The 25098-nt window shown below is 72.4% G+C and carries 20 protein-coding genes; 7 read left to right on the top strand and 13 right to left on the bottom strand.

What is annotated here, in order from left to right; translation table 11 throughout:
- The first annotated feature begins 22 nt into the window (after positions 1-22).
- From AC3CH1_RS08820 to griH, 4 genes are all read left to right on the top strand, one after another.
- Positions 23-397, top strand: coding sequence for a MerR family transcriptional regulator (locus AC3CH1_RS08820; RefSeq protein ID WP_488462399.1), 375 nt, complete (start codon positions 23-25; stop codon positions 395-397).
- Positions 398-611: 214 nt separating this feature from the next.
- Positions 612-1895 carry an aspartate kinase gene (locus tag AC3CH1_RS08815; protein WP_488462398.1) on the top strand — a complete coding sequence of 428 codons (1284 nt, stop codon included), beginning with the start codon at positions 612-614 and terminating at the stop codon, positions 1893-1895.
- Positions 1896-1951: 56 nt separating this feature from the next.
- Positions 1952-2776, top strand: a complete 825-nt coding sequence (gene griI, locus AC3CH1_RS08810; RefSeq protein ID WP_488462397.1) for a 2-amino-4,5-dihydroxy-6-oxo-7-(phosphonooxy)heptanoate synthase — start codon at positions 1952-1954, stop codon at positions 2774-2776.
- 79 nt (positions 2777-2855) lie between these two features.
- A complete protein-coding gene (gene griH / locus AC3CH1_RS08805; RefSeq protein WP_488462396.1) occupies positions 2856-4004 on the top strand; it encodes a 3-amino-4-hydroxybenzoic acid synthase in 1149 nt (382 codons plus the stop codon).
- Here griH and AC3CH1_RS08800 read toward each other — a convergent pair.
- From AC3CH1_RS08800 to AC3CH1_RS08760, 9 genes are all read right to left on the bottom strand, one after another.
- Positions 3979-5337 (bottom strand): MFS transporter, encoded by a 1359-nt coding sequence (locus AC3CH1_RS08800; RefSeq protein ID WP_488462395.1) that lies wholly within the window; start codon positions 5335-5337, stop codon positions 3979-3981. The genes griH and AC3CH1_RS08800 overlap by 26 nt on opposite strands.
- A gap of 155 nt (positions 5338-5492) precedes the next feature.
- Positions 5493-6413 (bottom strand): grixazone synthase, encoded by a 921-nt coding sequence (gene griF, locus AC3CH1_RS08795; protein WP_488462394.1) that lies wholly within the window; start codon positions 6411-6413, stop codon positions 5493-5495.
- 40 nt (positions 6414-6453) lie between these two features.
- On the bottom strand, positions 6454-6810 hold the full coding sequence (locus tag AC3CH1_RS08790) for a tyrosinase family oxidase copper chaperone (RefSeq protein ID WP_488462393.1): 357 nt from the start codon (positions 6808-6810) through the stop codon (positions 6454-6456).
- Positions 6811-6936: 126 nt separating this feature from the next.
- Positions 6937-8307: an aldehyde dehydrogenase family protein gene (locus tag AC3CH1_RS08785; protein ID WP_488462392.1), complete on the bottom strand. Its 1371-nt coding sequence runs from the start codon at positions 8305-8307 to the stop codon at positions 6937-6939.
- The gene (locus AC3CH1_RS08780; RefSeq protein ID WP_488462391.1) at positions 8307-9365 is read right to left on the bottom strand and encodes a phenazine biosynthesis protein; all 1059 of its coding nucleotides are present in this window, start codon (positions 9363-9365) and stop codon (positions 8307-8309) included. Before AC3CH1_RS08780 ends, AC3CH1_RS08785 begins: the two co-directional genes overlap by 1 nt.
- A gap of 183 nt (positions 9366-9548) precedes the next feature.
- Positions 9549-10901, bottom strand: a complete 1353-nt coding sequence (locus AC3CH1_RS08775) for an MFS transporter (protein ID WP_488462390.1) — start codon at positions 10899-10901, stop codon at positions 9549-9551.
- Positions 10902-11010: 109 nt separating this feature from the next.
- The gene (locus AC3CH1_RS08770; RefSeq protein WP_488462389.1) at positions 11011-12384 is read right to left on the bottom strand and encodes an FAD-binding oxidoreductase; all 1374 of its coding nucleotides are present in this window, start codon (positions 12382-12384) and stop codon (positions 11011-11013) included.
- 180 nt (positions 12385-12564) lie between these two features.
- Positions 12565-13173: an AfsR/SARP family transcriptional regulator gene (locus tag AC3CH1_RS08765; RefSeq protein ID WP_488462388.1), complete on the bottom strand. Its 609-nt coding sequence runs from the start codon at positions 13171-13173 to the stop codon at positions 12565-12567.
- 337 nt (positions 13174-13510) lie between these two features.
- A complete protein-coding gene (locus AC3CH1_RS08760) occupies positions 13511-14134 on the bottom strand; it encodes an NADPH-dependent F420 reductase (RefSeq protein ID WP_488462387.1) in 624 nt (207 codons plus the stop codon).
- A gap of 141 nt (positions 14135-14275) precedes the next feature.
- Here AC3CH1_RS08760 and AC3CH1_RS08755 point away from each other — a divergent pair, with 141 nt between their 5' ends.
- Both AC3CH1_RS08755 and AC3CH1_RS08750 read left to right on the top strand, forming a co-directional pair.
- Positions 14276-15406: a LuxR C-terminal-related transcriptional regulator gene (locus tag AC3CH1_RS08755; RefSeq protein WP_488462386.1), complete on the top strand. Its 1131-nt coding sequence runs from the start codon at positions 14276-14278 to the stop codon at positions 15404-15406.
- A 422-nt stretch (positions 15407-15828) separates the two neighbouring features.
- Positions 15829-16089: a hypothetical protein gene (locus AC3CH1_RS08750; protein WP_488462385.1), complete on the top strand. Its 261-nt coding sequence runs from the start codon at positions 15829-15831 to the stop codon at positions 16087-16089.
- A gap of 15 nt (positions 16090-16104) precedes the next feature.
- On the opposite strand, the gene AC3CH1_RS08745 is transcribed toward AC3CH1_RS08750, so the two are convergent.
- The 3 genes from AC3CH1_RS08745 to AC3CH1_RS08735 all read right to left on the bottom strand — a co-directional run bounded on the left by AC3CH1_RS08745 (position 16105) and on the right by AC3CH1_RS08735 (position 20454).
- Positions 16105-16923 (bottom strand): NPP1 family protein, encoded by an 819-nt coding sequence (locus AC3CH1_RS08745; RefSeq protein WP_488462384.1) that lies wholly within the window; start codon positions 16921-16923, stop codon positions 16105-16107.
- Between the two features lie 189 nt (positions 16924-17112).
- A complete protein-coding gene (locus tag AC3CH1_RS08740; protein WP_488462383.1) occupies positions 17113-17778 on the bottom strand; it encodes a class I SAM-dependent DNA methyltransferase in 666 nt (221 codons plus the stop codon).
- A 93-nt stretch (positions 17779-17871) separates the two neighbouring features.
- Positions 17872-20454, bottom strand: coding sequence for a bifunctional FO biosynthesis protein CofGH (locus tag AC3CH1_RS08735; RefSeq protein WP_488462382.1), 2583 nt, complete (start codon positions 20452-20454; stop codon positions 17872-17874).
- Between the two features lie 197 nt (positions 20455-20651).
- Here AC3CH1_RS08735 and AC3CH1_RS08730 point away from each other — a divergent pair, with 197 nt between their 5' ends.
- Complete coding sequence (locus AC3CH1_RS08730; RefSeq protein WP_488462469.1) at positions 20652-21353, top strand: HAD family hydrolase; 702 nt, start codon at positions 20652-20654, stop codon at positions 21351-21353.
- 114 nt (positions 21354-21467) lie between these two features.
- Here the strand turns inward: AC3CH1_RS08730 and AC3CH1_RS08725 are convergent, their stop codons facing one another.
- Positions 21468-24953 carry a hypothetical protein gene (locus AC3CH1_RS08725; protein WP_488462381.1) on the bottom strand — a complete coding sequence of 1162 codons (3486 nt, stop codon included), beginning with the start codon at positions 24951-24953 and terminating at the stop codon, positions 21468-21470.
- Positions 24954-25098: the final 145 nt, after the last annotated feature.

Genomic DNA, 25098 nt, shown 5'->3' with positions numbered 1-25098 from the left:
AATCTTCTGTGCCGGGAGTCACATGTTCATCGGCGAGCTGTCGAAGCGCACCGGCGTCAGCACCCGGAGCCTTCGGTACTACGAGCAGCAGGGGTTGCTGCGCCCGCTGCGACGGACCAGTGGCTACCGCGAGTTCAGCGAGCCCGACGTCGCCGCCGTACGCCGGATCCGGATCCTGCTCGCGGCCGGGCTGAACACCGACCTGATCCGGGAGGTGCTGCCCTGCATGGCCGACGAGGGCGCCATCCTGGCTCCGACCTGCGAGGAGATGGCCCAGGACCTCAAACACGAACGCGAGCGCATGGGCCGCTCCATCGAGCAGCTCCAGGCCGCCCACTCCATGCTCGGCTCGATCATCCACGCGGGCGAAGCGATCACCGGCGGCCGACGCGCCTGAGCCGCCCGCACCGCCCGCCCCGTCCGCTGCGTCGGCTCCGTCCGCTCCGTCCGCACAGTGTGGACGCGCCTGAGCCGCCCGCCCCGTCCGCACTGTCCTGATACGCGCGCAATAGCCCGCCGGTGCGACGGAGACACGGCGTCGATATCCCCCTCCTGGAAGCTCGTCGCAGTGCTCGGGAAGCCGGGCCCGACAAGGCGGGGGGAAGCAGCGCGTGACTACGCAAGGCAGCCGTCCCACGGGGGACGTGGTGGTCCAGAAGTACGGCGGCAGTTCGCTCGCCACCGTGTCCCAGGTACGTCAGGTCGCCGACCGGGTCGGCGCGCTCGCCCGCTCCGGACGGCGCGTCGTCGTCGTGGTCTCCGCACAGGGCGACACCACCGACGAGCTGGTCGGCCGGGCCGACGCGGTCAACCCGCACCCGGCGGGCCACGAACTCGACCAGTTGCTCGCCACCGGCGAGACCGCCTCGGCGGCGCTCATGGCGATGGCCCTCCAGCGGGACGGCCTGGCAGCGACGGCGCTGTCCGGCTCCCGGAGCGGCGTCCTCGCCACCGGGCCGCACGGCGCGGGAGTCATCGTCGCGGTCGACACCGACCACCTGCGCACGCTCCTGGACGCCGGGCGGACCGTGGTGCTCGCCGGCTTCCAGGGCGTCACCGCCGACGGCGACATCATCACGCTCGGCCGCGGCGGATCGGACACCACGGCCGTCGCGGTCGCGGCCGAACTGCGGTCCGGCCACTGCGAGATCTACAGCGACGTGCCCGGCGTGTTCACCGCGGACCCGCGGGTCGTCGCCGACGCCCGGCTCATGCCCGACGTCGACATCGACGTGATGACCGAGATGGCCTTCGCCGGAGCCCGGGTCATGCACGCGCGGGCCGTCGAACTGGCCGCCCTCTACGACGTCGACATCCTCGTGGGCCGATCGACGGCCACGCGGACCGGCACCCGTATCCATCGACGAGACGGAAACGACATGCTTGAGGACAGGACCGCGGTGATGGCCGTCGTCCACGACGCCGACGTCGCCAGGATCACCCTGCGCACGCACGACACCCCCGACCCCTCCGCCGCCGTCTTCCGGTTCCTGGCGCAGGAGTCCATTCCCGCCGACATGACCACGGTCGCCTCCGCGCCCGGCGGCGGCTTCTCCCTCGGCCTCACGGTGCACCGCTCGCACGCGGCGGACGTCAGCCGGTCGTTCGGCGATCTCATGGCCCCGCACCGGCACGGAGTCGAGGTCGAGGACCAGGTCGCCAAGGTCTCCATCGTCGGCCAGGGACTGCTCAGCCGACCCGAGTACGCGTCCCGGATGCTGGCCTCACTCGTCGGCTCCGGCATCAGCGCCCGATCGCTGTCCGCGTCCCAGCTGCGGGTCTCGGTGACGGTGCCCCGCTCCGAGGCGGTCCGCGCGGTGGGCCTGCTGCACAGCGAGTTCGGTCTCGGCGCCGAAGCGGGCGCGGTCCCCGCGAGCCTCACCCCCCGGCCCTGATCCCGGCCGGACAACCCTCCGCCGACGCTCTCCGGCGACACCCGACAGGAGCACCGATGGCCTCGAACGCGCCCTTCGCCAGGAGTCTGCGACTCCAACGGCTCCATCACCACGACCCCGAGCGGCTGTTCATCGTCCCGCTCGACCACTCGATCACCGACGGCCCGCTGACCCGCGCCCACCGCCTCGACGCGCTCGTCGGCGAGCTGGCGTCGCACCACGTCGACGGGATCGTCCTGCACAAGGGCTCGCTGCGCCATGTGGACCCGGAGTGGTTCACGCGGACCTCGCTGATCGTGCACCTCAGCGCCAGCACCGTGCACGCACCCGACCCGAACGCCAAGTACCTGGTGTCGAGCGTCGAGGAGAGCCTGCGCATGGGCGCGGACGCGGTGAGCGTCCACGTCAATCTCGGCTCCGACGAGGAACGCCACCAGATCGCGGACATGGCGGCGGTCGCGGAGGCCTGTGACCGCTGGAACGTACCGCTGCTGGCGATGATGTATCCGCGCGGCCCCAAGATCGACAATCCGCGCGATCCGGCGCTCGTCGCCCACGCCGTCCAGGTGGCCGTCGATCTCGGCGCCGACCTGGTCAAGACCCTGTACGTCGGATCGGTCGCGGCGATGGCCGAGATCACCGCGTCCTCGCCGGTTCCGGTCGTCGTGGTCGGCGGACCGCGCGACAGCGACGAGAGCCGGATCCTCGCCTACGTCGACGACGCGCTGCGCGGCGGCGCAGCCGGTGTCGCCATGGGCCGCAACGTCTTCCAGGCGCAGGATCCCGGCGCGATGGCGGACAAGCTCTCCGACCTCATCCACAACAGCGGCAACAGGGACGCGGCCCGGGCTCCGGCCGGCGCGGCGCCCGGAGCCGCTTGATCCGGCCGGCGTCCGCACCCGGTTCCGCACCACTAGTCCCCGCCCCGTTCACGTCCCACCGCTACTGAGGAGTTCTTTCATGTCTTCGTCTCCGGCTTCGGCCTCGTCCTCGGCTACGTCCTCGAAACTCACCTGGCTCGACATCCGTTCCGTGGGCGAGGCCCGTGCCGCCATCGTCCAGGAAGCTCTGCACCACCGGGTGGAGGCGCTGGTCGCCGACGACCCCGCCCACCTCGCGGACCTGCCGCCCACCGTGGCCAAGGTCCTGCTCGTCCTGGGGAAGCAGGTCCCGGAGGAGTTCGGCGAGGCGACGGTCGTCGTCGTCGACCCGTCGAAGCACGGCGTGACCCCCGCCGAACTGGCCATCAAGCACCCGGAGATCGAGTTCGGGCGGTTCGTGGAGATCGTCGACGCTCCGACGCTGGAGGACGCCTGCGAGTCCTCGCGGACCGAGAAGTGGTCCGTCCTGTTGTTCCGCGACCCGACCAAGATCCCGCTGGAGATCGTGATCGCCGCCGCCGCGCGCGCCACCGGTTCGATGGTGACCATCGCGCAGGACCTGGAGGAGGCGGAGATCCTCTTCGGAGTGCTGGAGCACGGCTCGGACGGCGTGATGATGGCCCCGAAGACGGTCGGCGACGCAGCCGAGCTGAAGCGGATCGCCGAGGCCGGCATTCCCAACCTCAACCTCACCGAGCTGCGCGTCGTGGAGACCAGCCACATCGGCATGGGCGAGCGGGCCTGCGTGGACACCACCACGCACTTCGGCGAGGACGAGGGCATCCTGGTCGGCTCGCACTCCAAGGGCATGATCCTCTGCGTCAGCGAGACCCACCCGCTGCCGTACATGCCGACCCGGCCCTTCCGCGTCAACGCCGGCGCCATCCACTCGTACACGCTGGGCAAGGACGAGCGCACCAACTACCTCAGCGAGCTGAAGACGGGCAGCAAGCTCACCGCCGTCGACATCAAGGGCAACACGCGGCTGGTGACCGTGGGCCGCGTGAAGATCGAGACCCGCCCGCTGATCTCCATCGACGCCGAGGCCCCGGACGGCCGGCGCGTCAACCTGATCCTCCAGGACGACTGGCACGTCCGGGTCCTCGGCCCCGGTGGCACGGTCCTCAACAGCACCGAGTTGAAGCCCGGCGACACGGTCCTCGGCTACCTGCCCGTCGAGGACCGTCACGTCGGCTACCCGATCAACGAGTTCTGCCTGGAGAAGTAGGCCCCACCCGGGAGCCCTTCTCCCGCCCGGCCCCGGCCGCGTCGCCCGGTTCCCTCCCGGCGGCGCGGCCGGCGTCCGTGCGCGTGCGGGCCGCCGCGACGACGGGCACCAGGAACACGGTGACGGCTCCGAGGACCCCGCCGAGGGCGAAGACCAGGAACCCGCCGCTCCCCAGCCCCCGGCCGACCAGCGCTCCGCCGAGCATCGGGCTGACGACCGCGCCGAGCCGGCCCACCCCGGTGACCCAGCCCAGGCCCGCGGCGCGGTCGGCGGCGGGGTAGAAGCGCCCGGCGACCGCGTACACCATGGTGCTGGCGCTGAAGAGCCAGACGCCGGTGAAGGCGACGACCGCGTAGGTGAGGCCCAGCGAAGGGCCGGTGGCCAGCAGGGCCAGTCCGGCCGCCGTCAGCAGGAACCAGCAGGTCGCGACGGGGACCGCGCCGAACCGGTCGGCCACCCGTCCGGCGACCAGCATGCCGACGATGCCGCCCGCGTTGATGACCATGAGCAGGCCGACCGAGGTGGACAGGCCGTAGCCGGCGGAGCGCATCAGCTGCGGCAGCCAGGTGGAGATGCCGTACACGAGCAGCAGCCCGCAGAACGAGGCGGCCCACAGCAGCAGCGTCGCCAGGGCGCGGCCCGGCGCCACGAGGTCGCGGACCGCGCGCAGCCGGCCCAAGGCTCCGGCGGCCGGCGCGTCCGCGGCGGAGGGCTCGGGAAGTCCGTACCGTTCGGCGGTCGCACGCGCCTGCTCGAACCGGCCGCGGGCGTACAGCACGCCCGGCGACTCGGGCAGATAGCGCAGCAGCAGCGGTACGGCGACGAGCGCGGGCAGCACGCCCGCCGCGAAGGGCCACCGCCAGCCGTGGTCCGGAGCGAGCGCGAGGCCGAGGCCCGTCGCCGCCATGCCGCCCGCGTGGTAGGCGGTCATCAGCACTCCGGTGGCCAGGGCCATCCGCCGCGGTGGTGAGAACTCCGCCACCACGGTCAGGCAGATCGGCATCAGGCCGCCGAGGCCGAGTCCGGCCAGGAACCGGCCGGCGCCGAACTGGAACGGGTCACCGGCCAGCGCGCAGACGCCCGATCCGGCGGAGAACAGCAGCACGCACCAGACCAGGACGGAGCGTCTGCCGATCCAGTCGGTGAGGTTGCCGGCGGTCAGCGCGCCGATGAGCATGCCGAAGGTGGTCCAGCTGCCGATCCGGCCGGCCGCCGCGGTGTCGAGCCCAAAGGCGGTGTCGTCGAGCATGTACGGCATGACGGCGCCGTAGACCGTGACGTCCAGTCCGTCGAAGAAGACGACGAGCCAGCACAGAGCGAGTACTACGTACACGGAGTCTCTCCCGGTTCGGTGCGGTGGAGGGGCGGTGCGGTGGAGGGGTGTGCGGTACAGGGGCCGTTCGGTGGAGGCACGCAGAACGCGGCGGCGCCGGGCAGCGGTGATCCGCTGTCCGGCGCCGCCGCGTGTGGGTGCAGGGCGCGAGTGCCCTACTGGTCGTAGGTGTAGAACCGCGTGTGGTCGAGCAGGTCCCCGGGGGTCTTCGTGTGCCAGGGCCCGAGCGGAGTGTCGATGTCCGGAACGTCCTGGGTCGGCACGGTCGGCAGGTAGTGCGGCACGTCCGGGTGGCGCGCCTGCCACAGGGCCCAGCAGCGGTCGATCATGCAGTGGTTGAGGAAGAACACCGGGTCGTTCGGCGAGCCGATGTACATCATGTGGCCGCCGGTCCACACGTGCGCGGCGCCGTGCAGTTTGCCGACCCTCGGCTCCCAGGCGAACTTCGTGTAGCCCTCCAGGTGGTTGCGGAAGCTCTCGTACGGCGGTGTGCCGCCGGAGGTGTGGTTCCACGGCGGGCAGTCGTAGACCGTGAGGTCGAGCGTCTGCTCCAGCTCCTGCGGGGTCGGCAGGTCCGGGGTGAGCGTGCCGAAGTCCCGTACGAGGTAGTCACGGTCGTCGTGCGTGTAGTTGCCGTTCAGGGCCGGGTCCTCCGGGCCCTCCGGGATGACGCTGACGTTGAGCTTCCAGCCGTTGCGGCGGGCGAAGGGCCCGGTCATGACGCGGCGGTCGCCGGGCCGGCCGTTGCCGCCCATGAACTCCCCGGACCAGAGCGGCGAGTCCTCGCCGTGGTCGGTGGTCCAGTCCCAGTACGGCAGGGTGACGCGCGGGTCGACCTTCTGGAGGGCCTGTTCGAACTTCAGCAGGTACTGCCGGTGCCACGGCAGGAACCCCGGGTTGACGTGGCCGAGGCGCTTGCCGGTCTCCTTGTCGAGGTAGTCGGTGGAGTTGATCCGTATGTGGAGCTTGACGAACCGGTCGTAGATGCCGCGTCGCTTGATCTCCAGGACCGCGTTGACGAACCGGCGCTTCTCCTCGGCCGTCATGTTGAGGTGGTTCTTGCGTACGTGGACCATCGCTGGGCTTCCTTCGCTGCGGGGGCCGGTTCCGGAGGTGTCAGAGGTGCGTGACGTGGGCGCCGTGGGTGGAGGGCTGGAGTGCGGCGCCGCGCAGTTCCTCGACGGCACGCCGGGCGGCGTGCAGCGGGGTGGGGGCCATCTCGTAGTGGCACATGGAGCTGAGGTAGGCGTCGTCGGCGAACTTCATGATGTGGAGCGGCCGGTCGTCGATGAAGACGCCGCCGCCTTCGGCCGGGGTGGCGACGCGTATGGACCGCCCGAGGTAGCGCTCGGTGTGCTCCTGGGCGGTGGCCTGCGCCGGTGCGGCGGCCTCGGTGGCCTTCTCGCCGTCGCCGCCGCTCAGCAGGGGGACGGCGGCCGCGGCGGCGACGAGCGCCGCTCCGGTGGTGGCCATGACCATTTCTCGCCTGTTCATGGGCATGCGGACTGCCTTTCTCGCGGTTTCTCGCGGTGTTCGCGGCTTCTCGCGGCGGTTTCCCGCGGTTTCTCGTGCGTTTCGGGGGCGGGCCGGCGGGAGGCGTCAGCTCCGGGCGACGACGCCCTTGGGCTCCAGGAGGAACTGCGTGTAGTTGTCGTCGTGCGGGATTCCGGGCGTCGCGGTCCATGGCAGGACCCGCCCGCGCGTCACCTTGCGGACGCTCGGCTCCCGGACCGCCCTCTCCACCAGGTCCTCGCGGTCGGTGAGGAGGTTGAGGACGAGGGAGTCGCGGAGCGGCTCCACCCCGTCGGCCTCCGTCCACGGGGCCACCACGACGAACGGGAACGGCAGTTCCGTTCCGACCGCCGGGTGGTCGGAACGGTCGGCGGAGAGCACGACCGGCCGCAGCAGGAACGAACCGTCGGCCAGCTCCACGACGGTCTCCGGCTCCCCGGCGCGGGCGCTGTGGTCCGTGAGCGAGGCCCGGAGGGCGGCGACCTGTTCGCGCAGCGCCTCGGCGCGGGCCCGGTTCACCACCAGGAGCGTCGCCGCCTCGTCGGTCGCCGGCAGCGAGGGGAGCCGCGCGAGCCGCGCCGCGAGCCGGTCGGCGACCTCCTCGACCGGTCCGGTGGTCAGGACCGCCGAGAGGTTGGTGCAGCGGGTGCCGCCGTCGAAGGAGGCCGAGAGCGCCAGGTGATCGATGACGTCGTCGTCCGGAGCCCGGTCCAGGAGCGCCTTGGTCCGGCCGGGGCCCCGGACCGCCACCGATTCCCGCTGGTGCCAGGTGGCGACGGCGCTGTCACCGCCGTAGATGATGCCCCGGTCGGCCTCCCGCAGCAGGTACTCGCCGACCTCGCGCGAGCACGGCAGGAACGCGGCCCTGGCGGGCGGCAGGCCCGCCTCGGTCAGCGCGGCGAGCAGCCGGGCCGGGGTGAACGGGTCCCGGCTGCCGGGCTTGACGAGCACGCTGTAGCCGTGGAACAGCGCCTGCGCCCAGGAGATGTTCGGCACGGGGTGGTTGCTCGCCATCACCGCGGCGAAGACCCTTCCGCGCGGCACCCAGCGGGTGTCGAAGCCGTCGCCGAAGCCGGTGGCCGGCAGTTCGGCGGCGGTGGTCGCCGGGAGGGCGCGCAGTTCGCCGGTCAGGTCGGCGACGGCCTGTTCGACGGCGGTGACGGTGAGGCCGGTGGCGTGGCAGACGCGTCTCGCGTACTCCTGCGGGCTCTCGCCGTCCAGGGTCGCGGTGCCGAAGAGCCGGGCCGCTTCGGTGAACACCGCGAAGGCGGGCGGTCTGCCGTCCGCGTGTGCGCGGACCTCGTTCAGCGCGGCGACCGCGAGCAGCCGGGGCGCGGTCCCGATGTCGGCGAGGTCGCCGCCGAGGACGCTCGGCAGGCGGGTGCGGTCGGAGCTGGCGACGCGGCGACCGCAGACGCGCGGATCGAGGACGACGGCGGGGGGTGCGACCGTGCTCATCAGTAGACCCCTTCGATGATGGCCACGTCGTCGAGGCTGCGGTAGGTCTGCACATCGGCGAGGCCGTCCACGGTGGAGCCGGCCGCCGGCTCGACGCGTATCGCGGTGTCCCGTTCCAGGACGTTCGGCAGGAACATCTCCTCCGAGACCAGGTGGAGGCGGACCCGGCCGCGTTCGCCGTGGGCCACCAGCTCGCCGTCCTCGTCGACGAGGTGGAGGCGCGTGGTCTCGGGGAACGGCTCGAAGACGCACGGGTGGGCGTCGCCGGGCCGGGCCGGCCGCTGCGGGGCCACGCCCATCAGGCTGTTGCCGTAGACGCCGACCACGCTCGCCGCCGGGAAGAAGACGTCGTCGAGCTGGTTCAGGCTCTCCCGGCTGATGGACGTTCCGGCCCAGATGATCGCGCGGACCTTGGCGTGCACCAGCTCGTACAGGCGCGGCCGGGCGCAGATCGCCTCCAGGAGCGGCGGGGTGGTGTTGAGCACCGCGACCTCCTGGCTCTCCAGGATGGTCTCCGTCTGGTCCAGGAGGTGCTGGATGTACGCGTCGGCCTCCTCGCCGCGCCCCTGGGCCAGGAGCCGCTTCACCCAGCGCGGGTCGAGGTCGACGGTGTAGAAGACGCCCCCGCCGAGCGCGGCGTAGCGGGCCGTGTCGAATCCGATGACGTGCGGGCCGCCGGGCCCCAGGTGCAGCCAGTTGCCGTCCGCGGGGACGCCGTTCGCGATCAGGCGTTCCCGCGCCCACTCGGTCACCCGCGACCGGTAGGCGCTGTCCACGATGCGCTTGGGCGATCCGGTGGTGCCGCCCGAGTCGTAGACCCTGAAGGGCCGTTCGGACAGTCCTCGCGGGATCAGGTCCTGGGCCGGTACGGAGCGGAGTTCGGCGCTGACGTCGGGGAAGCGGGTCAGGTCGGCCAGGCCCTGGACGTCGGCGACGGGATCGAACCCGAGCCCGTCCAGCTTGCCCAGCCAGAACGGCGAGCCGGTCTCCGCACCGAAGTGCCATTCCATCAACTTCACTACGTGACTGTCGAATTCGGGATCATCGATGAGGCTCATGTCGGTCTTCCGCTCTCCTGATCACGGGGCAAGGGCGGTACGGCATCCATCGTGCTGGCGAGGCCTATCGGCCACGTATCGCCTGTGTGTCGTGGAACGCGTCCGCCCGCACGGCGCCGTGGGGACGGTGCCGTGCGGGCGGTGCTGTGCGGGCGGAGCTGTGCTGTGCGGGCCGTGCGCGCGCTACTCCGTGCGGCGCCCCAGGGTGAAGGCGACCAGGGCCGCGACCAGCGGGAAGAGCGCCACCACGCCGAGGGCCGTGGAGAGCGACATCGACTTCGCCAGCGCGCCCGCCGTGGCGCTGCCGACGCCGCCGCCGACGAAGAACGTGAGGTTGAGCAGCCCCATCGCACCGCCGCGCCGGGCCGGTTCGATGTGCCCCGACATCAGCGCCGTGGTGAAGACCTGGGTGACGGAGAACGCGGAGAAGCCGAGCGAGGCGCCGAGGATCAGCAGCAGCACGCCGGAGCCGGTCAGCGCGCCGGCGAGGGCCGCGGCGAAGGCGAGCGAGACCGCGGCGAGGAGCCGGTTGCCGTGGTCGCCCGCGGTGAGCCGGCCGGCCAGCCTGGAGAGCACCGCGCCGACGACCGCGCCGGGCAGCAGCCAGACGCCGACGGACAGGACGCTCCAGCCGTGGTCGCGGACGAGGAGCTGCGGTACGGCGTACATCGCGGCGAACAGGCCCCCGTACACGCCGATGCCGATGGCGGCGGCCTTCAGGAAGACGCGGTCGGTGACGAGCGCGCGCGGCACGAAGGAGGTGTCGCTGCCGCGGGTACGCCAGGTGAGTCCGGCGGCCGACAGGACCAGCACGGCGGCGGTGGCGATCACCAGCGGGGTGCTCAGCGCGAGCGCGGAGGACTGGATCAGCACGAGGAACGACATGGCGGTGAGCGTCAGCAGAGCGGCGCCCGGCAGGTCCATCGAGCGGCCGGAGTTCTTGCGCGCCGGCGCCCCGGCCAGGCAGAGCGGAACGATGAGCAGGGAGAGCGCGGGCAGGACCAGGGCGATGCGCCAGGTCACCCACTCGGTGAAGACACCGCCCGCCAGGGTGGCGCTGGCGGAGAAGATCGCCATCGTCGCCCCGAATCCGGCGAAGACCTGGGGCCGCCGGTCCGGCGGCACCGAGGCGGTGAGCGCCATGGCACAGGCCGCCATGGCGCCGGAGCCGGCGGCCTGGACGAAGCGCCCGGCCACCAGGACGCCGAGGTTGGGCGCGACGAGGCAGATGACGGCGCCGGCCACGAGGGCCAGCGAGCCGAGCAGCAGGGCGGCGCGCACGCCCCGGGTGTCGGCGAGGCGGCCGAAGAGCGCGGTGCCGACGCCGAGGGCGAGCGCGTGGGCCGTCAGGACCCAGGCCGTGGCGGTGGACGAGGCGTCGAGCGAGGACGCCACGTCGGGCAGGGCGACGCCGGCGGCGGTGACGCCGAAGACGACCGGGCCGAAGAGGGCGCCGTAGCGCAGCCCGTCCGAGCGGGCTCCCGGGGAGGAGACGGTGCCTGCGGCCGCGGTCGACGCGGCCTCGTGCGTGGTCATGATGGGCTCCAAGGATTGACGAGAACCTGCCGCATCGCCGACGGCTCGGCCGCCCCGCTCCACCGGAGCGGGGCGGCCCGCTCGGCGATGCGGGCGTGCGACTGCCGCCCTACGGGAGAGGCGCGATGTTGTGGTTGAGCCGGAAGAGGTTGTCGGGGTCGACCGCTGCCTTCACGCGCGCCAGCCGGCCCAGGGTCTCCGGGTCGAAGCACTCCGCCGCCGAGCCGGCCGTGTCCGCGCCCGCGAGGAAGTTCAGATAGCGGCGGCCCGTGCTCCAGGGCTCCATCGCCCCGAGGACCACGTCCGGCGAGTCCGGGGGAGAGAGCGTCGCGAGCGTGAACGCGCCCTCGCGGACGCCGACCGCGTTGGGCACCTCGGCGGGCCGGGAGAGCGCGCCGCCGAGGTGCCGCACCTCGACCATCAGATCGGCGCACGACGAACCGGCTCCGGCCGCCCGCAGCAGCGCCTCCATGGCCTCGGAGCCCAACTCCCGCAGCACGATGTTGCGTTCGTGGTACGCCAGGGGGTGCACCGGGTCCTGATGGATGTCGGCCACGGCGGTGTACGGCATCTCGGCGACCGTGTCCGACAGCGGCGTACCGCACTCGCGCAGCGGACGGACGAGCCGCTCCCCCTCCTCGGCCCGGCCGGTGAACGCGATCCGCACGTGCGCGGCGAACGTCCCGCGGAGGAACTCCGGCACGTCCGGCACGTCCGGCAGCCGCAGCAGGGACACGGAGGAGGTCATCTCGTCGGGGACGGTCGCGGTCCACTGCCGCCAGGTGTGCAGGGCCTGCGCCGCCTGCTCCCCGGGGAAGTGGAGCCCGCCGCCGTAGAGCCGGCGCACCGGCAGCAGGCCGAACCACAGCCCGGTGACGATGCCGAAGTTCCCCTTGCCGCCGCGCAGCGCCCAGAACAGGTCCGGGTGCTGGTCGCGGGTGACCCGCCGGACGCTTCCGTCGGCGATGACGACCTCGATACAGGTCACGTGGTCCGCCGCGTACCCGTACTGGCGGCCCAGCGGACCGAGTCCGCCGCCCAGCGTGTAGCCCACGACGCCGACCAGCGGCGACGACCCGTTGAGCGGCGCCAGGCCGTGCGGCGCGCCGGCGGCGATCACCTGGTGCCACTGGGCTCCGGCCTCCACGTGCGCCGTACGGGTCAGCGGGTCGACGGCGACCGCGTTCATCCGGCGGGTGGAGACGAGGACACCGCCGCGCGCGGACGCCGCGATGCCGTGGCCGGTCGCCTGGACGGCGACCGGGAGCGCCTCCCGGGCGGCGAAGGACACCGCGGCGGACACGTCCCCGGCCGACTGGGCGGCGACGATCACGTCGGGCCGGTGGCGCCCGATCCGGTTGAACCCCGAGAGCTCCCTCTCGTACCCCGCGTCCCGCGGAGTGAAGACCTCACCCTTGAGTCGTGCGACGAGCCCGTCCAGGGCGCTCTCGGCGATATCGGCGTGTCCGGCCTGTCCTGCCACGATCGTGTCCTTCCTCCCGTGCCGCGCGGCGGTCCCGCATGGCGCGGCGGCGATGAGGAGCAGTGTTCTCGTCGGGCGGGCCCTCTCCCATCCCCTGCTTAGGGGGGATGGGAGAGGGCCCGCCCCTTCATCGGGGCCCCGGCCCCGGGAACACGGGAAGCACGCGGTGGCGGACGGCGATCAGCCGGGACGCATGCTCGCGTCACGCAGCATGCTCGCGTCGCGCAGGTCCGCGATCTCCCGCTCCAGCAGGGCGATCCGGTCCTGCGGCCCCGTGGCGACGGCGCGCACGGGGACCGGCGGCATCGGGGTGAGGCTCGGCGAGAGCTCTCCCGCCGGGCGTCGGTCCAGGATCAGCCGCTCCATCACGCGCAGCTTCTCGCTCGGCTCGAGACCCAGCTCCCGCGCCAGCCTCCTGCGCGTGTCCCGGTAGACGGACAGCGCCTCCGCGGTCCGGCCGGACCGGTACAGCGCCAGCATCAGCTGGAGGCACAGGGACTCCTGGAAGGGGTTCTCCGCCACATGCCGGGCCAGCTCGCCCAGCACCTGGCGGTGCCGGCCCAGGGCGAGTTCGAGCTCGATGCGGTCCTCGATCGCGGACAGCCGGTCCTCGTTCACCTTCAGGGCCACGGTCTCCAGGAGCGAGCTTCCCAGCCCGGACCCCACCGGCCCGTGCCAGAGCTGAAGCGCCTGCTGGAACAGCACGACCGCGTGTTCCGGTGACGCCGACCGCGCCTCCAGCCGCGCCCGGCTGAGGAGATCCTCGAAGTGGGACAGGTCGAGATGCATCCGGGGCACGCGGATCAGGTAGCCCGAGGGGTGCGTCTCTATCTCGGCCGCGACGCCCGCGGCCGAGAGAAGTCTTCGGAGGCCGGATACGCAGATCCGCAATTGGCTGCGGACCGTCGCCGGGCGCCTCTCGCCAGATGGCCTCGATCAGCCGGCCCACGCCGATCACCCGGTTCGCTTCCAGTAACAGCAGGGTCAGCAGGATCCGCTGCCGATTTCCGCCGAGGCGCACGGGCCCGTGCGCGCCTTGGACGACGAGTGGACCGAGAACGGAGAATTGATGGTGCGTAGACATATGTGAACGCCTTCCTGAAACTCAACCGCAATGTCCGGGAGATCACCAGCTGGGCATGAACTTGAAGCTCCAGCTCTCGCTGAGCTGAAGCCGCTCTCCCACCTCCCGCCCCAGCCGCCCCATGCCTTCCAGCACCCAGGCGTTGTCCAGGCCACCGGCGTCGAAGGCGCGCAGCCCCGACCGGTCGAACAGCTCCACGACGGCCACCTTGGCGGGGTCGTCATCGGCCGCGACGAACACGTCCACCGGGAGCCCGTCGCTGGACCCCCGGTGCAGCGCACCGGCGTCGGCGGTGGTCAGAGCCTTGACCCACCGCACCTCGGGTGCGAGACCGACCAGCTGCCGGACCGCGCTCGACGCCGGATCGGTCCGCGAGGGAACACTCAGGTCCACGACCGCCTTGCCGGCCAGCAGACCGGCGTGCAGCCGGGTCAGCTCCAGAGCGTGGGGCCACCCGATCGCGAAGATCACGATCTCCGGCCGGAGCGCGGCGGCCACCGTGGTGGCCACCACGGTGCCGGCCGCCCCGGCCGTCGTCGCCCCGGCCGCCGCGGCGCGGGCCCGTCCGATGCTCCGGTCCGCCAGCAGCACCGAGGCGCCCGCAAGCGCCGCCCGCCGGGCGACGGCAAGCCCCAACATTCCCGCTCCGATAATCCCAATCCGCATGAACGGCACACTTGCGGGATACGGGCGCGGTTCCCATCCCGCAATCAAGGGGGTCGGAGTGCCCCGGAGAAACGGCGGGAAAGAACTGCCCCCCTCAGACGGGGGGTTGGAGCCGGGCGACGGGACTGACACAGTCGTGGGATGACCAGTTCGACGATCTCGCGCACCTCGGTAGGCCGGGCGGAACTGCTCTCCCGTTCCGCGAAGGCCACCGACGCGCTCAGCATGTTCGCCGAGGCCTCGACCCAACTGCGCCGACTCATCCCGTACGACGCGGCGGTATGGCGGGTCACCGACCCGGTGACCGGCATGATGACCGCCCCGATCCGCGCGGAGAACCTGGACGAGGGCGGCTGCGCCGTCTACTGGGAATCCGAGCTGTTCACCGAGAACGTCAACCTGTTCCGCGATCTGGCGCAGGCCTCCGTCCCGGTCGCCGGGCTCCGGCAGACCACCGGTGACCTGCCCGCGCGCAGCACGCTCTACCAGACCTTCATGCGGCCCCGCGGATTCCAGGACGAACTGCGCGCGGTCCTGCGCGTGGGGGGCCACCCCCAGGGTCACATCAGCCTGTTCCGGGCCGATGGCCGCCCGGCCTTCGACGACGCCGAGACCCAGCTGATCGCCTCCGTCCTCACTCCGCTCGCCAAGCAGCTGCGCTCCTTCGCCGAGCCCGCCCCGCAGCCTCTGCCGGACGCTCCGCACGGCCCCGGGCTCCTCCTGTTCGATCCGAGCGGCACGCTGCTGTCGGTCAACGACGACGCCCTCGCCTACCTCGACACCCTCCCCGAAGGCCCCGCCGTGCCCTCGCCGCAAGGCATCCGGGTGCCGGCCTGGGTCCAGGCGACCGCGATGAAGGCCCGAGCCGTCGCCCAGCAGCGGGACCGCGGCCAGGCGCGTGCACGCGTACGGAACCGGGCCGGCCGCTGGCTGGTCTGCCACGCCTCCTGCCTCCGCGAGGCGGGCGGCCGGCTCGGCGCGTCCGCGGTGGTGATCGAGCCCGCGAAGACCTCGGAGATCGTCCCGCTGATCGTGGACGCGTACGAACTGACCGACCGGGAGACCGAGGTCACCCAGTACATCGCACGCGGCCTCCCGACCGGCGAGATCGCCGATCGGCTGCACCTCTCCCCCCACACGGTCCGGGACCACATCAAGGCGGTCTTCGAGAAGGTCGGGGTCTCCAGCCGCGGTGAACTGGTGGGCAAACTGTTCACCGAGTACTACGCGCCGCTCGCCGATCGGAACATGACGCGGGTCCACACCGGCTGAGCGACGGACGACGCACCGAAGCAGCGACACCACTCCCCCATTCGCCCCGGGCGCGCATGCGGGGCACTCCTGAGAACGGTGCCCGTCCTCGGTATGTTCTCCGGCCATGACGGCAGGGAATCGGACCATCGGGAATAGGCGCGTAGTAGCCCCCTCCGACCTGTTCGGTCACGAGGAAGTAGCAGTCAGGACATCAGAACGCCCCACAACTGACCGTGACCGGACGCCACATGGCCCCCGGCCTCGATCTGCCACCGGGACCGCCGCATCCGGGCGGAGGATTTTCGGTCGCGGGCCGGGGGCGGCCCCGCACCCACTTCGACCGAATGTCGGTGAGGACTCTCTCATCGCTCCCCGCTTACCGGCGCTCAAGTCCTTGCGGGCCGGGCCGGATCGACTCGAGGGTGTGGACGCGGTCGGCCGTGGAGGTACCGGGCGCCGTTGCCGTGGCCGCGGGAGTACGCCCCTGCGGCGGCGCGGGCATCAGGAGGATCGCCGGGAGCCGGCTCGGCACGCCCGGTGAGAGCGCGCAGCTCGTCGAGGACGAGCCCGACGCCGGGAGCCGGCTCGACCGGCTGGAGCGGCCCGACCGGCTGGAGCGGCCCGGCGTGGGCGATCTCCACCTCGGCACGCTGCTGCGCGGCCTGCCCCGCCACGACGAGGAGCGCCGCCCGCTCGTATGACCTTCTCCGTGGCCGTCAGGCCCAGGGGTCGAAGGGGATGCCGGCGGGCTTGGAGTCGTTGAGCAGGTTACGGAAGCGGTCGTCCTTGTCGGTGACCTTGATGGTCGCGGACCCGAAGTCGGCGTTCATGAGCCTGTCGCGCAACTCCGTGCCGGGGAAGCCGTTCCAGTCGACGACCGGCGGGTAGCGCCAGTTGCCGTAGTGGTTCTCGGGCGGCTCGTCGTCGCCGTTGGCGAGGCGGAAGAAGTGCGTGCCCGGACCGTCCTTGTGGTAGACGGCCTTGGGGTGCGAACCGTCGAACCGCACCTGCGAGCGCGGATAGGTCTTCACCGTGCTGTGCTGCGTGGTCGAGACGTAGTCCACCTGGCCGGCACCCTGGTTGACCCAGGAGATCACATGCTCGAAGTCGTGGCGGTGCCCGCCGAGTCCGCTGCCGTGGACAGCCTGGTCCTTCTCGAAGTAGCTCGCGTAGACGATGCCGCACCAGCCGTTGTTGCACTTCGAGCGCGCGTACGTCTGCGAGTTGTCCAGGTCCCATCGGTCCCGGCAGCTGCCGTTGACCGCGCCGGTCGTCCTCAGACCGGGCGCGAGGGTGCCGTCCGGGCCGATGGCGGGGGTGGCGTAGCAGCCGTCGCCGTCGTAGTCGAAGGCGGGCGAGAACGTCTGCTCGTAACCGCCCGCGTTCTGGGGGAGGTTGCCCGGCGGGTCGGCGTGGGCCGTGGAGGCGGGGATCAGGACGAACAGGGCCGCGGCGGCGAGGACCGCGCCGACGCGGGTGGACAGGGCTCTGGCGCGGGCGGCCGACCTGGGGCCGGGTGGGGGCGGCTTGCGCATGCTGCCTCTCTCCTCGCTGGGTCGCTGGATGTCACCGGATGTCACCGGGCGACGGAGACGATCGCCCCGCTTCCGCGCGGGGCACCTCCCGCAGTCTGGTGGAAGACCACCACAGTTGTCCGTACACGGTCACTATTTTTCATGACGCGGCGGCGACATCGTGGGAGACGGGCAGGGAGGCGGGCGGGGTCACCCCTGCGGGGCGGCGACCGGCTTGTGGGCCAGGAAGCCGGCGACCGGCCGCTTCGCGCCTTCCTCGGGCTCCTGCAACGTCCGCCCCGTGACCGCGAACCCCGCCCTCTCCAGCAGTTCGGCGATCCGATCCGCCGGCAGCCGGTAGCTGTCGAAGGGGACGGTGGGGCCTCCGTAGCCGTACGTCAGCCGCCGGTGCCCGTCGTCGCCGACCCTGGTGACGATCAGCAGGTGCCCGCCGGGCGCCAGCGTCCGGTGGAACTCGGCGAACGCCCCGGGGAGCGACTCCGGCGGCAGGTGGTGCGTGGAGTAGAACGCCAGGATGCCGCCCAGTTCGTCGTCCCCGGCCGCCAGCTCGGTCATCGAACCGACCTCGAAGCGCAGCTCGGGGTGGGCCGCGCGGGCCAGCCCGACCATCCTCGGGGAGAGATCGATCCCGAACGCGGAGACCCCCAGCCCGGTCAGGTGAGCGGTCACCTTGCCCGGTCCGCAGCCCACGTCCGCCGTCGGACCGAGACCGGACGACGTGACGAGCTCGGCGAAGGCGGCCAGCACGGCGCGCGACAGCGGGTCCAGCTCGCTCGGGTCCTTGACGGACCGGGCGTAGTCGGCGGCGACGGCGTCGTACGACTGCCGGGTCCGTTCCAGGTGCGGGGGTTCCATCCCGTCAACGCTATGCCCGCGGCGGCCTAGGCCCTGTCGAGCGGTGCCGGGCCGGGCCGGGAGCATTCCCGCCCCGCCCCGGCCTCCGCCGCCTCAGCTGGGCAGCACCGGCAGCAGCTCCGGCAGATGCCCGTCCGAGGCGGTGGCCGCCGCGACGCGTTCGGCCGGGACCTCCCCGTACAGGGTCGTACGGGGGCGGGACGGGCGGCCCGCGAGTTCGGCGATGGCCTCCAGGCCCTGGATCGAGCGGTACGAGCCGTAACTCGACCCGGCCATCCGGGAGATGGTCTCCTCCATCAGCGTGCCGCCCAGGTCGTTCGCGCCCGAGCGCAGCATCTCCGCCGCGCCCTCCGTGCCGAGCTTCACCCAGCTCGTCTGGATGTTGGTGATGTGCGGGTGGAGCAGGAGCCTCGCCATCGCGGTGACGGCCCTGTTGTCGCGGTCCGTCGGGCCCGGGCGGGCGATGCCGGCCAGGTAGACCGGGGCGTTGGTGTGGATGAAGGGGAGCGTCACGAACTCCGTCAGACCGCCGGTCTCCTGCTGGAGCCGGGCAAGGGTACGGAAGTGGCCGAGCCAGTGGCGGGGCTGGTCCACATGCCCGTACATCATCGTCGAGGACGAGCGCAGGCCCACCTCGTGCGCCGTTCTGATGACCTCCAGCCAGGTGGCCGTGGGCAGTTTGCCCTTGGTGAGGACCCAGCGGACCTCGTCGTCCAGGATCTCCGCCGCCGTTCCGGGGATCGAGTCGAGCCCGGCCTCCTTGGCGGCGGTCAGCCAGTCGCGGATCGACAGGCCGGTGCGGGTCGCCCCGTTGACGACCTCCATGGGCGAGAACGCGTGCACGTGCATGCCGGGGACGCGTTCCTTCACCGCACGCGCGATGTCGAAGTACGCCGTCCCGGGCAGGTCCGGGTGGATGCCGCCCTGCATGCAGACCTCGACCGCGCCCACGTCCCACGCCTGCGCCGCCCGGTCCGCGACCTGGTCCAGGGAGAGCGTGTAGGCGTCGGCGTCCGTGCGGCGCTGGGCGAAGGCGCAGAAGCGGCAGCCGGTGTAGCAGACGTTGGTGAAGTTGATGTTCCGCGTGACGATGTACGTGACCTCGTCGCCGACCACGTCCCTGCGCAGCGCGTCCGCGATCCGGCACAGCTCGTCCAGCGCCGGGCCGTCCGCGTGGAGCAGGGCGAGCGCCTGGTCGTCGGTGAGCTTCGTCGGGTCGTCGGCCGCCTGGCTCAGCGCCTGGCGTACGTCGGCGTCGATGCGGGACGGGACCATGCCGGGGGCCGCCGCCTCGCGGAGCGCCTCCCAGTCCCCGTACACCTCGTCGAAGTCGTCACGGCGGTCGCCGGTACGGCCCTCGGTGTCGATGGCGGTGTGGAGGTCGGTGCGGCCGAAGGAGCTGAAGCCCTCGTCCGGCTCCTGCCAGGGCAGGCCGGCGGGGATCGCGTCCTCGCGGGCCAGGCCCGTCTCCGGGTCGGCCAGGGCGCGGACGTGCGGGAGGAGGCGGGGGTCGAGCCAGGGCTCGCCGCGCTGGATGAACTCGGGGTAGATGGTGAGGCGTTCACGGAGTGTGAAGCCGGATTCCGCCGTCCTCGCGGCCAGTTCGTCGATGTGCGGCCAGGGGCGCTCGGGGTTCACGTGGTCGGGCGTGAGCGGCGAGACCCCGCCCCAGTCGTCGATGCCCGCGCCGATGAGGAGCGCGTACTCGGCGTCCACCAGGTTCGGCGGGGCCTGGATCCGGGCGGACGGGCCGAGGATGTGCCGGGCCACCGCGATGGCGGCGGCCAGCTCCTCCAGCTCCGCGTCGGGCATCCGGCGCATCGCCGTGTCCGGCTTGGCGCGGAAGTTCTGCACGATGACTTCCTGGATGCCGTGGTAGGCGCGGGCCGTCTTCCGCAGCGCGAAGAGGGAGTCGGCGCGCTCCTCGTAGGACTCGCCGATCCCGATCAGGACGCCGGTGGTGAAGGGGACGTTGGAGCGCCCCGCGTCTTCGAGTACGCGCAGCCGTACGGCCGGTTCCTTGTCCGGGGAGCCGTGGTGCGGGCCGCCCGGCTCGGACCACAGGCGGGTCGCGGTCGTCTCCAGCATCATCCCCATCGAGGGGGCCACGGGCTTGAGGCGCTGGAGGTCGGTCCAGGTCAGCACGCCCGGGTTGAGGTGGGGCAGCAGGCCCGTCTCCTCCAGGACCCGGATCGCCATCGCCCGTACGTACGCGAGCGTGTCGTCGTACCCCTCCGCCTCCAGCCACTCCCGCGCCTCGGGCCACCGGTCCTCGGGGCGGTCCCCCAGCGTGAACAGCGCCTCCTTGCAGCCCATCGCCGCGCCCTCGCGGGCGATGGCCAGCACCTCGTCGGGCGACAGGAACATGCCGTGGCCGGCCCGGCGGAGCTTGCCGGGGACGGTGACGAAGGTGCAGTAGTGGCACTTGTCGCGGCAGAGGCGGGTGAGCGGGATGAACACCTTGCGCGAGTACGTGATCACGCCGGGCCGTCCCGCCGCCTCCAGGCCCGCGTCACGGACGCGGGCGGCGGACGCCGCGAGGTCCGTCAGATCGTCGCCGCGCGCCTGGAGCAGGACGGCGGCCTCGGTGACATCGAGGGCGACACCGTCACGGGCGCGTTTGAGTGCGCGCCGCATGGCGTTGGAGGTGGGGCGTCCGCTCTGAGCATCGGTCATGAACCGAGCATACGAGCGAGGTGCGCGCACCGGACCAGGGCCTCTGGGGTCGTTTGTCGCGGAATCGCCGATCGCGACGGGCCCGCGGGGGTGCTCGTGGTCACGCCCCCCGGTCGTGCACATGGTCACTCGTGCGGGCCGACTCACCCGGATGAGACCCCGCCGACGGCGCCCTCACGCCTAGTGTCGGAACGGTGATGGAAACGATCGTCCTCGACATCGGCGAAACCCTCGTACGCGACGACCGGCACTGGGCGTCCTGGGCCAACTGGCTCGGCGTACCACCGCACACGCTCAGTGCGCTGGTGGGCGCGGCCGTCGCCCAGGGCCGCGAGGCCACGGACGCGCTGCGCGTCCTGCGGCCCGACATGGACGTCGAGGAGGCCTACCGCGCGCGGGCCGCCGCCGGGCGCGGAGAGCACCTCGACGAGTCGGACCTCTACCAGGACGTCCGGCCCGCGTTGGGCGAGCTGCGGGCCGCGGGTATCCGGGTCGTGGTGGCGGGCAACGGCACGGTCCGGGCCGGGGAGCTGCTGCGGGGCCTGGACCTGCCCGTCGATCTGGTGGTCACCTCGGACGAGTGGGGCGTCCGGAAGCCGGACCCCCAGTTCTTCGCGCGGGTGGCCGAGGTGGCGGGCGCGGCCCCGGAGGCGACGCTGTACGTGGGCGACCACCCGGCGGAGGACCTGTTCCCGGCCGCGGCGGCGGGGATGCGGACGGCGCACCTGCGGCGGGGGCCGTACGGGCACTGGTGGGCGGAGCACCCCGACGTGGTGAAGACGGCGGACTTCCGCGTCGACGCGCTGACGGAGCTGGTGGGCCTGGCGCTCCCGGCGGACCCGGCCGGGGACGAGGAGCCGCGGGCGGAGCGGCCGAGGACGCTGCGGGCGGTGCGCTAGAGGGACGCCTCGCCGATCGGGCCCGGGGGTCGGCGTGCGCGCGGTGCCCGGCCCGGGAACCTCCAGCGGCCTCCCACCGGGTGTCCGGTGGGAGGCCGCTGGAGGTCAGTACATCTAGACGACCGCCTTCGTCGCCTTGCTGACCGCCGACCCACTGGCGTGGCCGGTGAGACGCGCGGTGACCTTCACCGTGATCGTCCGGCCCTGCTGGGCCGCCTTGAGCCGCAGCTTGGTGGCGGTGGCCCCGGAGATGGCCTTGCCGTTGGCGTACCACTGGTAGGTGTACGACGACGGCTTTGGCGTCCATGCGCCCCGGCCGACGGTGAGGGTGGTCCCCACCTTGGCCTTGCCGGAGATCACCGGCGCGGTCTTCGCCTTCGGGGCGGCGCCCTTGGCGACCGTGACCGCCGCGCTCGTCGCGCCGCCGTCGGCGTGCCCGGCCAGTCGGGCGGTGACGGTGACGGTGAGCTTCTTGCCGAGCAGCGTCGCGGGCACGGCGTACGTGGCGGCCGTCGCACCGGAGATCGCCGCGCCGTTCGCCTTCCACTGGTAGGCCCACGAGGAGGGCTTCGGCGTCCACGCGCCGCGGCCGACCCCGACCGTCGCGCCGACCTTGGCGGTGCCGGAGACGACCGGCGCGACCGTGGCCTTCGGGGCGTCGCCCCTGGCGACCGTGACGGCCGCCGAGGTCCCCTGGGCGTCCGGGTCGCCGGTGCGGCGGGCGGTGACGGTGACGGTGATCTTCTTGCCGAGCAGCGTCGCGGGCACGGCGTACGTGGCGGCCGTCGCGCCGGGGACCGCCGCACCGTCCGCCTTCCACTGGTACGCGTACGAGGACGGCGGCACCGTCCAGGAACCGGTGCTCGCGCTCAGCGTCGCGCCGACCTTGGCCGCCCCGGTGATCACCGGCGGCCGGGTGGAGGCGAGCCGCGCGGGCGTGACGGTGAACGAACCCCGCGGGTGCTCGACGCCGTTGTGCGTGATGACGGAGACGCTCCAGACGCCGGTCGCGGCGCCGGTCAGGTCGAGGACCGCCGTGAGCGTCCTGCGGTCGGCGGAGACGGCGGTGGTCGTCGACTCCACCGCCTTGCCGCTGAGGGCGAGTCGGACGACGTCGTCCTTGTGCAGGGCCGTCCCCGTGAGCGTCACCGTCGCCTTGCCGCCGGCAGCGCCGGTGGTCGGGGCGACCGTCCCGATGGTGACCGCCTCCGCGCCGCAGCGGATGCCGGAGCAGACGGCCTCCGCCGAGTACGAGGTCTTCGCGGCGGTCTCCGGGAGCGACAGGACCAGGGTGCTGGGGGTGGGGTCCTTGGTGTAGGGCTCGTCCACGGCGCACTTGTAGCCGGTGGGGATGTACTTCATGCAGCCGTTGTTGAGGCTGGCGTCGTACAGCGAGGGGACCGCCGTCGTCTCGGCGCCGTCGGTGTCGCTGATCTTCATGTCGAAGCGGTCGCGGTAGGCGGTCGGCAGCGCCGCGCAGAAGGTGCTGTGAGCCTCGTCGAGGGTGCCGGTCACGGGGCCGTACCCGTAACTGACGTTGGGCACCGCGACGCATCCCTCGGCGGGGCCGGCCGCGGTGGCGATGCGCACGGCGTCGAACCGGTAGTCGGGCGCGGCCTTCAGCCCGGCGCGCACGGTGACCAGGACCTGGTAGCTGGTGGAACCGGTGACCGCGCACGCCTGGTTCCGGTTGCACAGGGCCTCGCCGTTCGCGCCGTACACCACCACGTTCGCGGATCCCAGGGCGTCGCGCACATCGACGTGCACGGTGTCCTTGGCATCGGTGGTCGTGATGCGGCGGCAGCGCAGCTCACCGGGTGCGCCCATCGCGCCGCCCGAGGAGGGTCCGCCGGCCCGGACCGCCGGGTTGGGCGTGCAGCCCTTCGCGGTGGCGGTGACGTCCCTGCGGGTCAGCGTGTAGGTGGTCTTGCTGTCCCGGCCCGTGAACAGCACGGTGTACGCGGCGCCGGGCTTCAGCTCGCAGGTGGTCCACGTGCTGGTCGAGGGGTAGACCGAGCAGGCCTGGACGCCCTTCTCGTCCAGCACCGTGAACGCGGCTGTCAGCGTCTGCCCCGGCGCTGCCTGCAACTGGAGGTTCTCCCGCCCGCTGTGCGCGTCTGCGGGGATGCTCAGGCACTGCGAGAAGACTCCGTCGCCGGTGGTGATCCGGGCGGCGGGGCTCTGTGCGGTGAAGTCGCCGGCCGGGAAGGCCGGGCAGCCGGAGGCGGCGTCGGTGCGGTGCAGCGCGAGGGCGTAGGCGCCGGTCGCCGGGGCTTCGTCGTCGGTGGAGACGTGCAGCCGGAAGGGCGCCCTGCCGTCCAGCTCGCAGGTGCCGGAGGTGAGGGCGGACCCCTCGCACTGGTACGCGCCGTCGGCGTCGTACACCGTCGTCCCGGGGTGCGGGCCCGGCCCGCCGAGGGACTTCAGCACGGCCATCCGGGCCCCGGTGGGAAGGTCCAGGGAGACGCAGTCGATCTCCCCCGCCGAGGCGAAATCGGACCGGTACAGACCCATTCCGGCCGGTACGCAGCCGACGGCCGACGCGCGGTCGAGGATGAGGGTGGCCTGGTCGGTGTAGACCGTGTAGTCACCGGCCGCGGGGAGAACGCACCCGTCCCAGGTGTTGCAGACGGTCTTGCCGGCGCGGTCGTAGACCGTGAGCTTGGTACGGGAGGTGTCGACCGCGTAGACCTCGTGGGGGCCGGCGTGGGCCGCCGTGAACGTCTTGCAGCCGGTGGCCGGAGTCACGGTGGTGGGCGCGGAGTTGTAGGCGTTGACCGGGATCCGGGCGCAGCCGGCCGGGTCGGAGGTCCGGCGGACCTTCAGCGTGTACTCGGCCGGGAAGCCGCCCTCCGACTCCCTGACGTGGGACAGGACGCGGTAGGGGCCGTCGCCCGGGAGGACGCAGCCCTCGCTGTCGTCCTCGTTGAAGTGCGGGCAGATCCGGGCGCCGGTCTCGTCGGTGATCCAGGAGAGGCCGTGCCCGTACCTCGTGGTGGTGATTTTGTCGGTGAGCCGCTCACCCGGCTTCGCCTCGATCCGCACGCACTGCACGGCCGTCGGCCCCGCGGCCAGGGCCACGAGGGGCGGGCTGTCCCAACCGGTCGGGATCGGGGCGGCGCAGCCCTCGTCCGTGCCGACCGGGACCAGGCCGAAGGTGAACTCGCTGGTGTCAGCCCAGTTGTTGAGCAGCCGCAGCGTGTACGTGCCGGTGCGCTCGAGACGGCACCAGCCCTCGCCCCACTGCGGGTCGTAGCAGTCGACCTGCTCCTCGCCGTCGTAGACCGTGGTGTACACGTTGTGGCTTCCGGTGCCCGACTCCAGGAGGCGGTGCAGGCCCGGCTTCGCGACGGTGAAGGTGAAGCAGGCGGTCCCCTCGGCGGGGAGGGTGAGCGTGTTCCCCTCGGGCGCGGCCTCACCGTACGCGGAGAGCGCGAAGGACGGGCAGTCCTCGGCGGCGGCCGGAGCGGCGGTCGTGGCGGTGGCGGTGCTCGCGCGCGCCGCCCCCACCGGGGCCAGCAGCGTGACCAGAACGGTGAGCGTGAGCAGAAGTGCGCTGTACGCAGCGGATCTCGCGGCCGTACACAGACGTGGTGGCATGGGTCCGTTCCCCCCGGAGCGGTGAAGGATGTGCTCCGGGTCTCCGCGGACAGCTCGTTCGGCGGGCCTCTGAACACAGCGAAATGTGCCCGTCCCGTGAAGGGGCGGGCACATGATGATCGCACAGCTGAGCGACCCGACGACA

This window comes from Streptomyces sp. MGP-P1 (assembly GCF_057766565.1).
The sequence above is the reverse complement of the archived record's forward strand: the minus strand, read 5'-3'. Positions and strand labels throughout refer to the sequence as shown.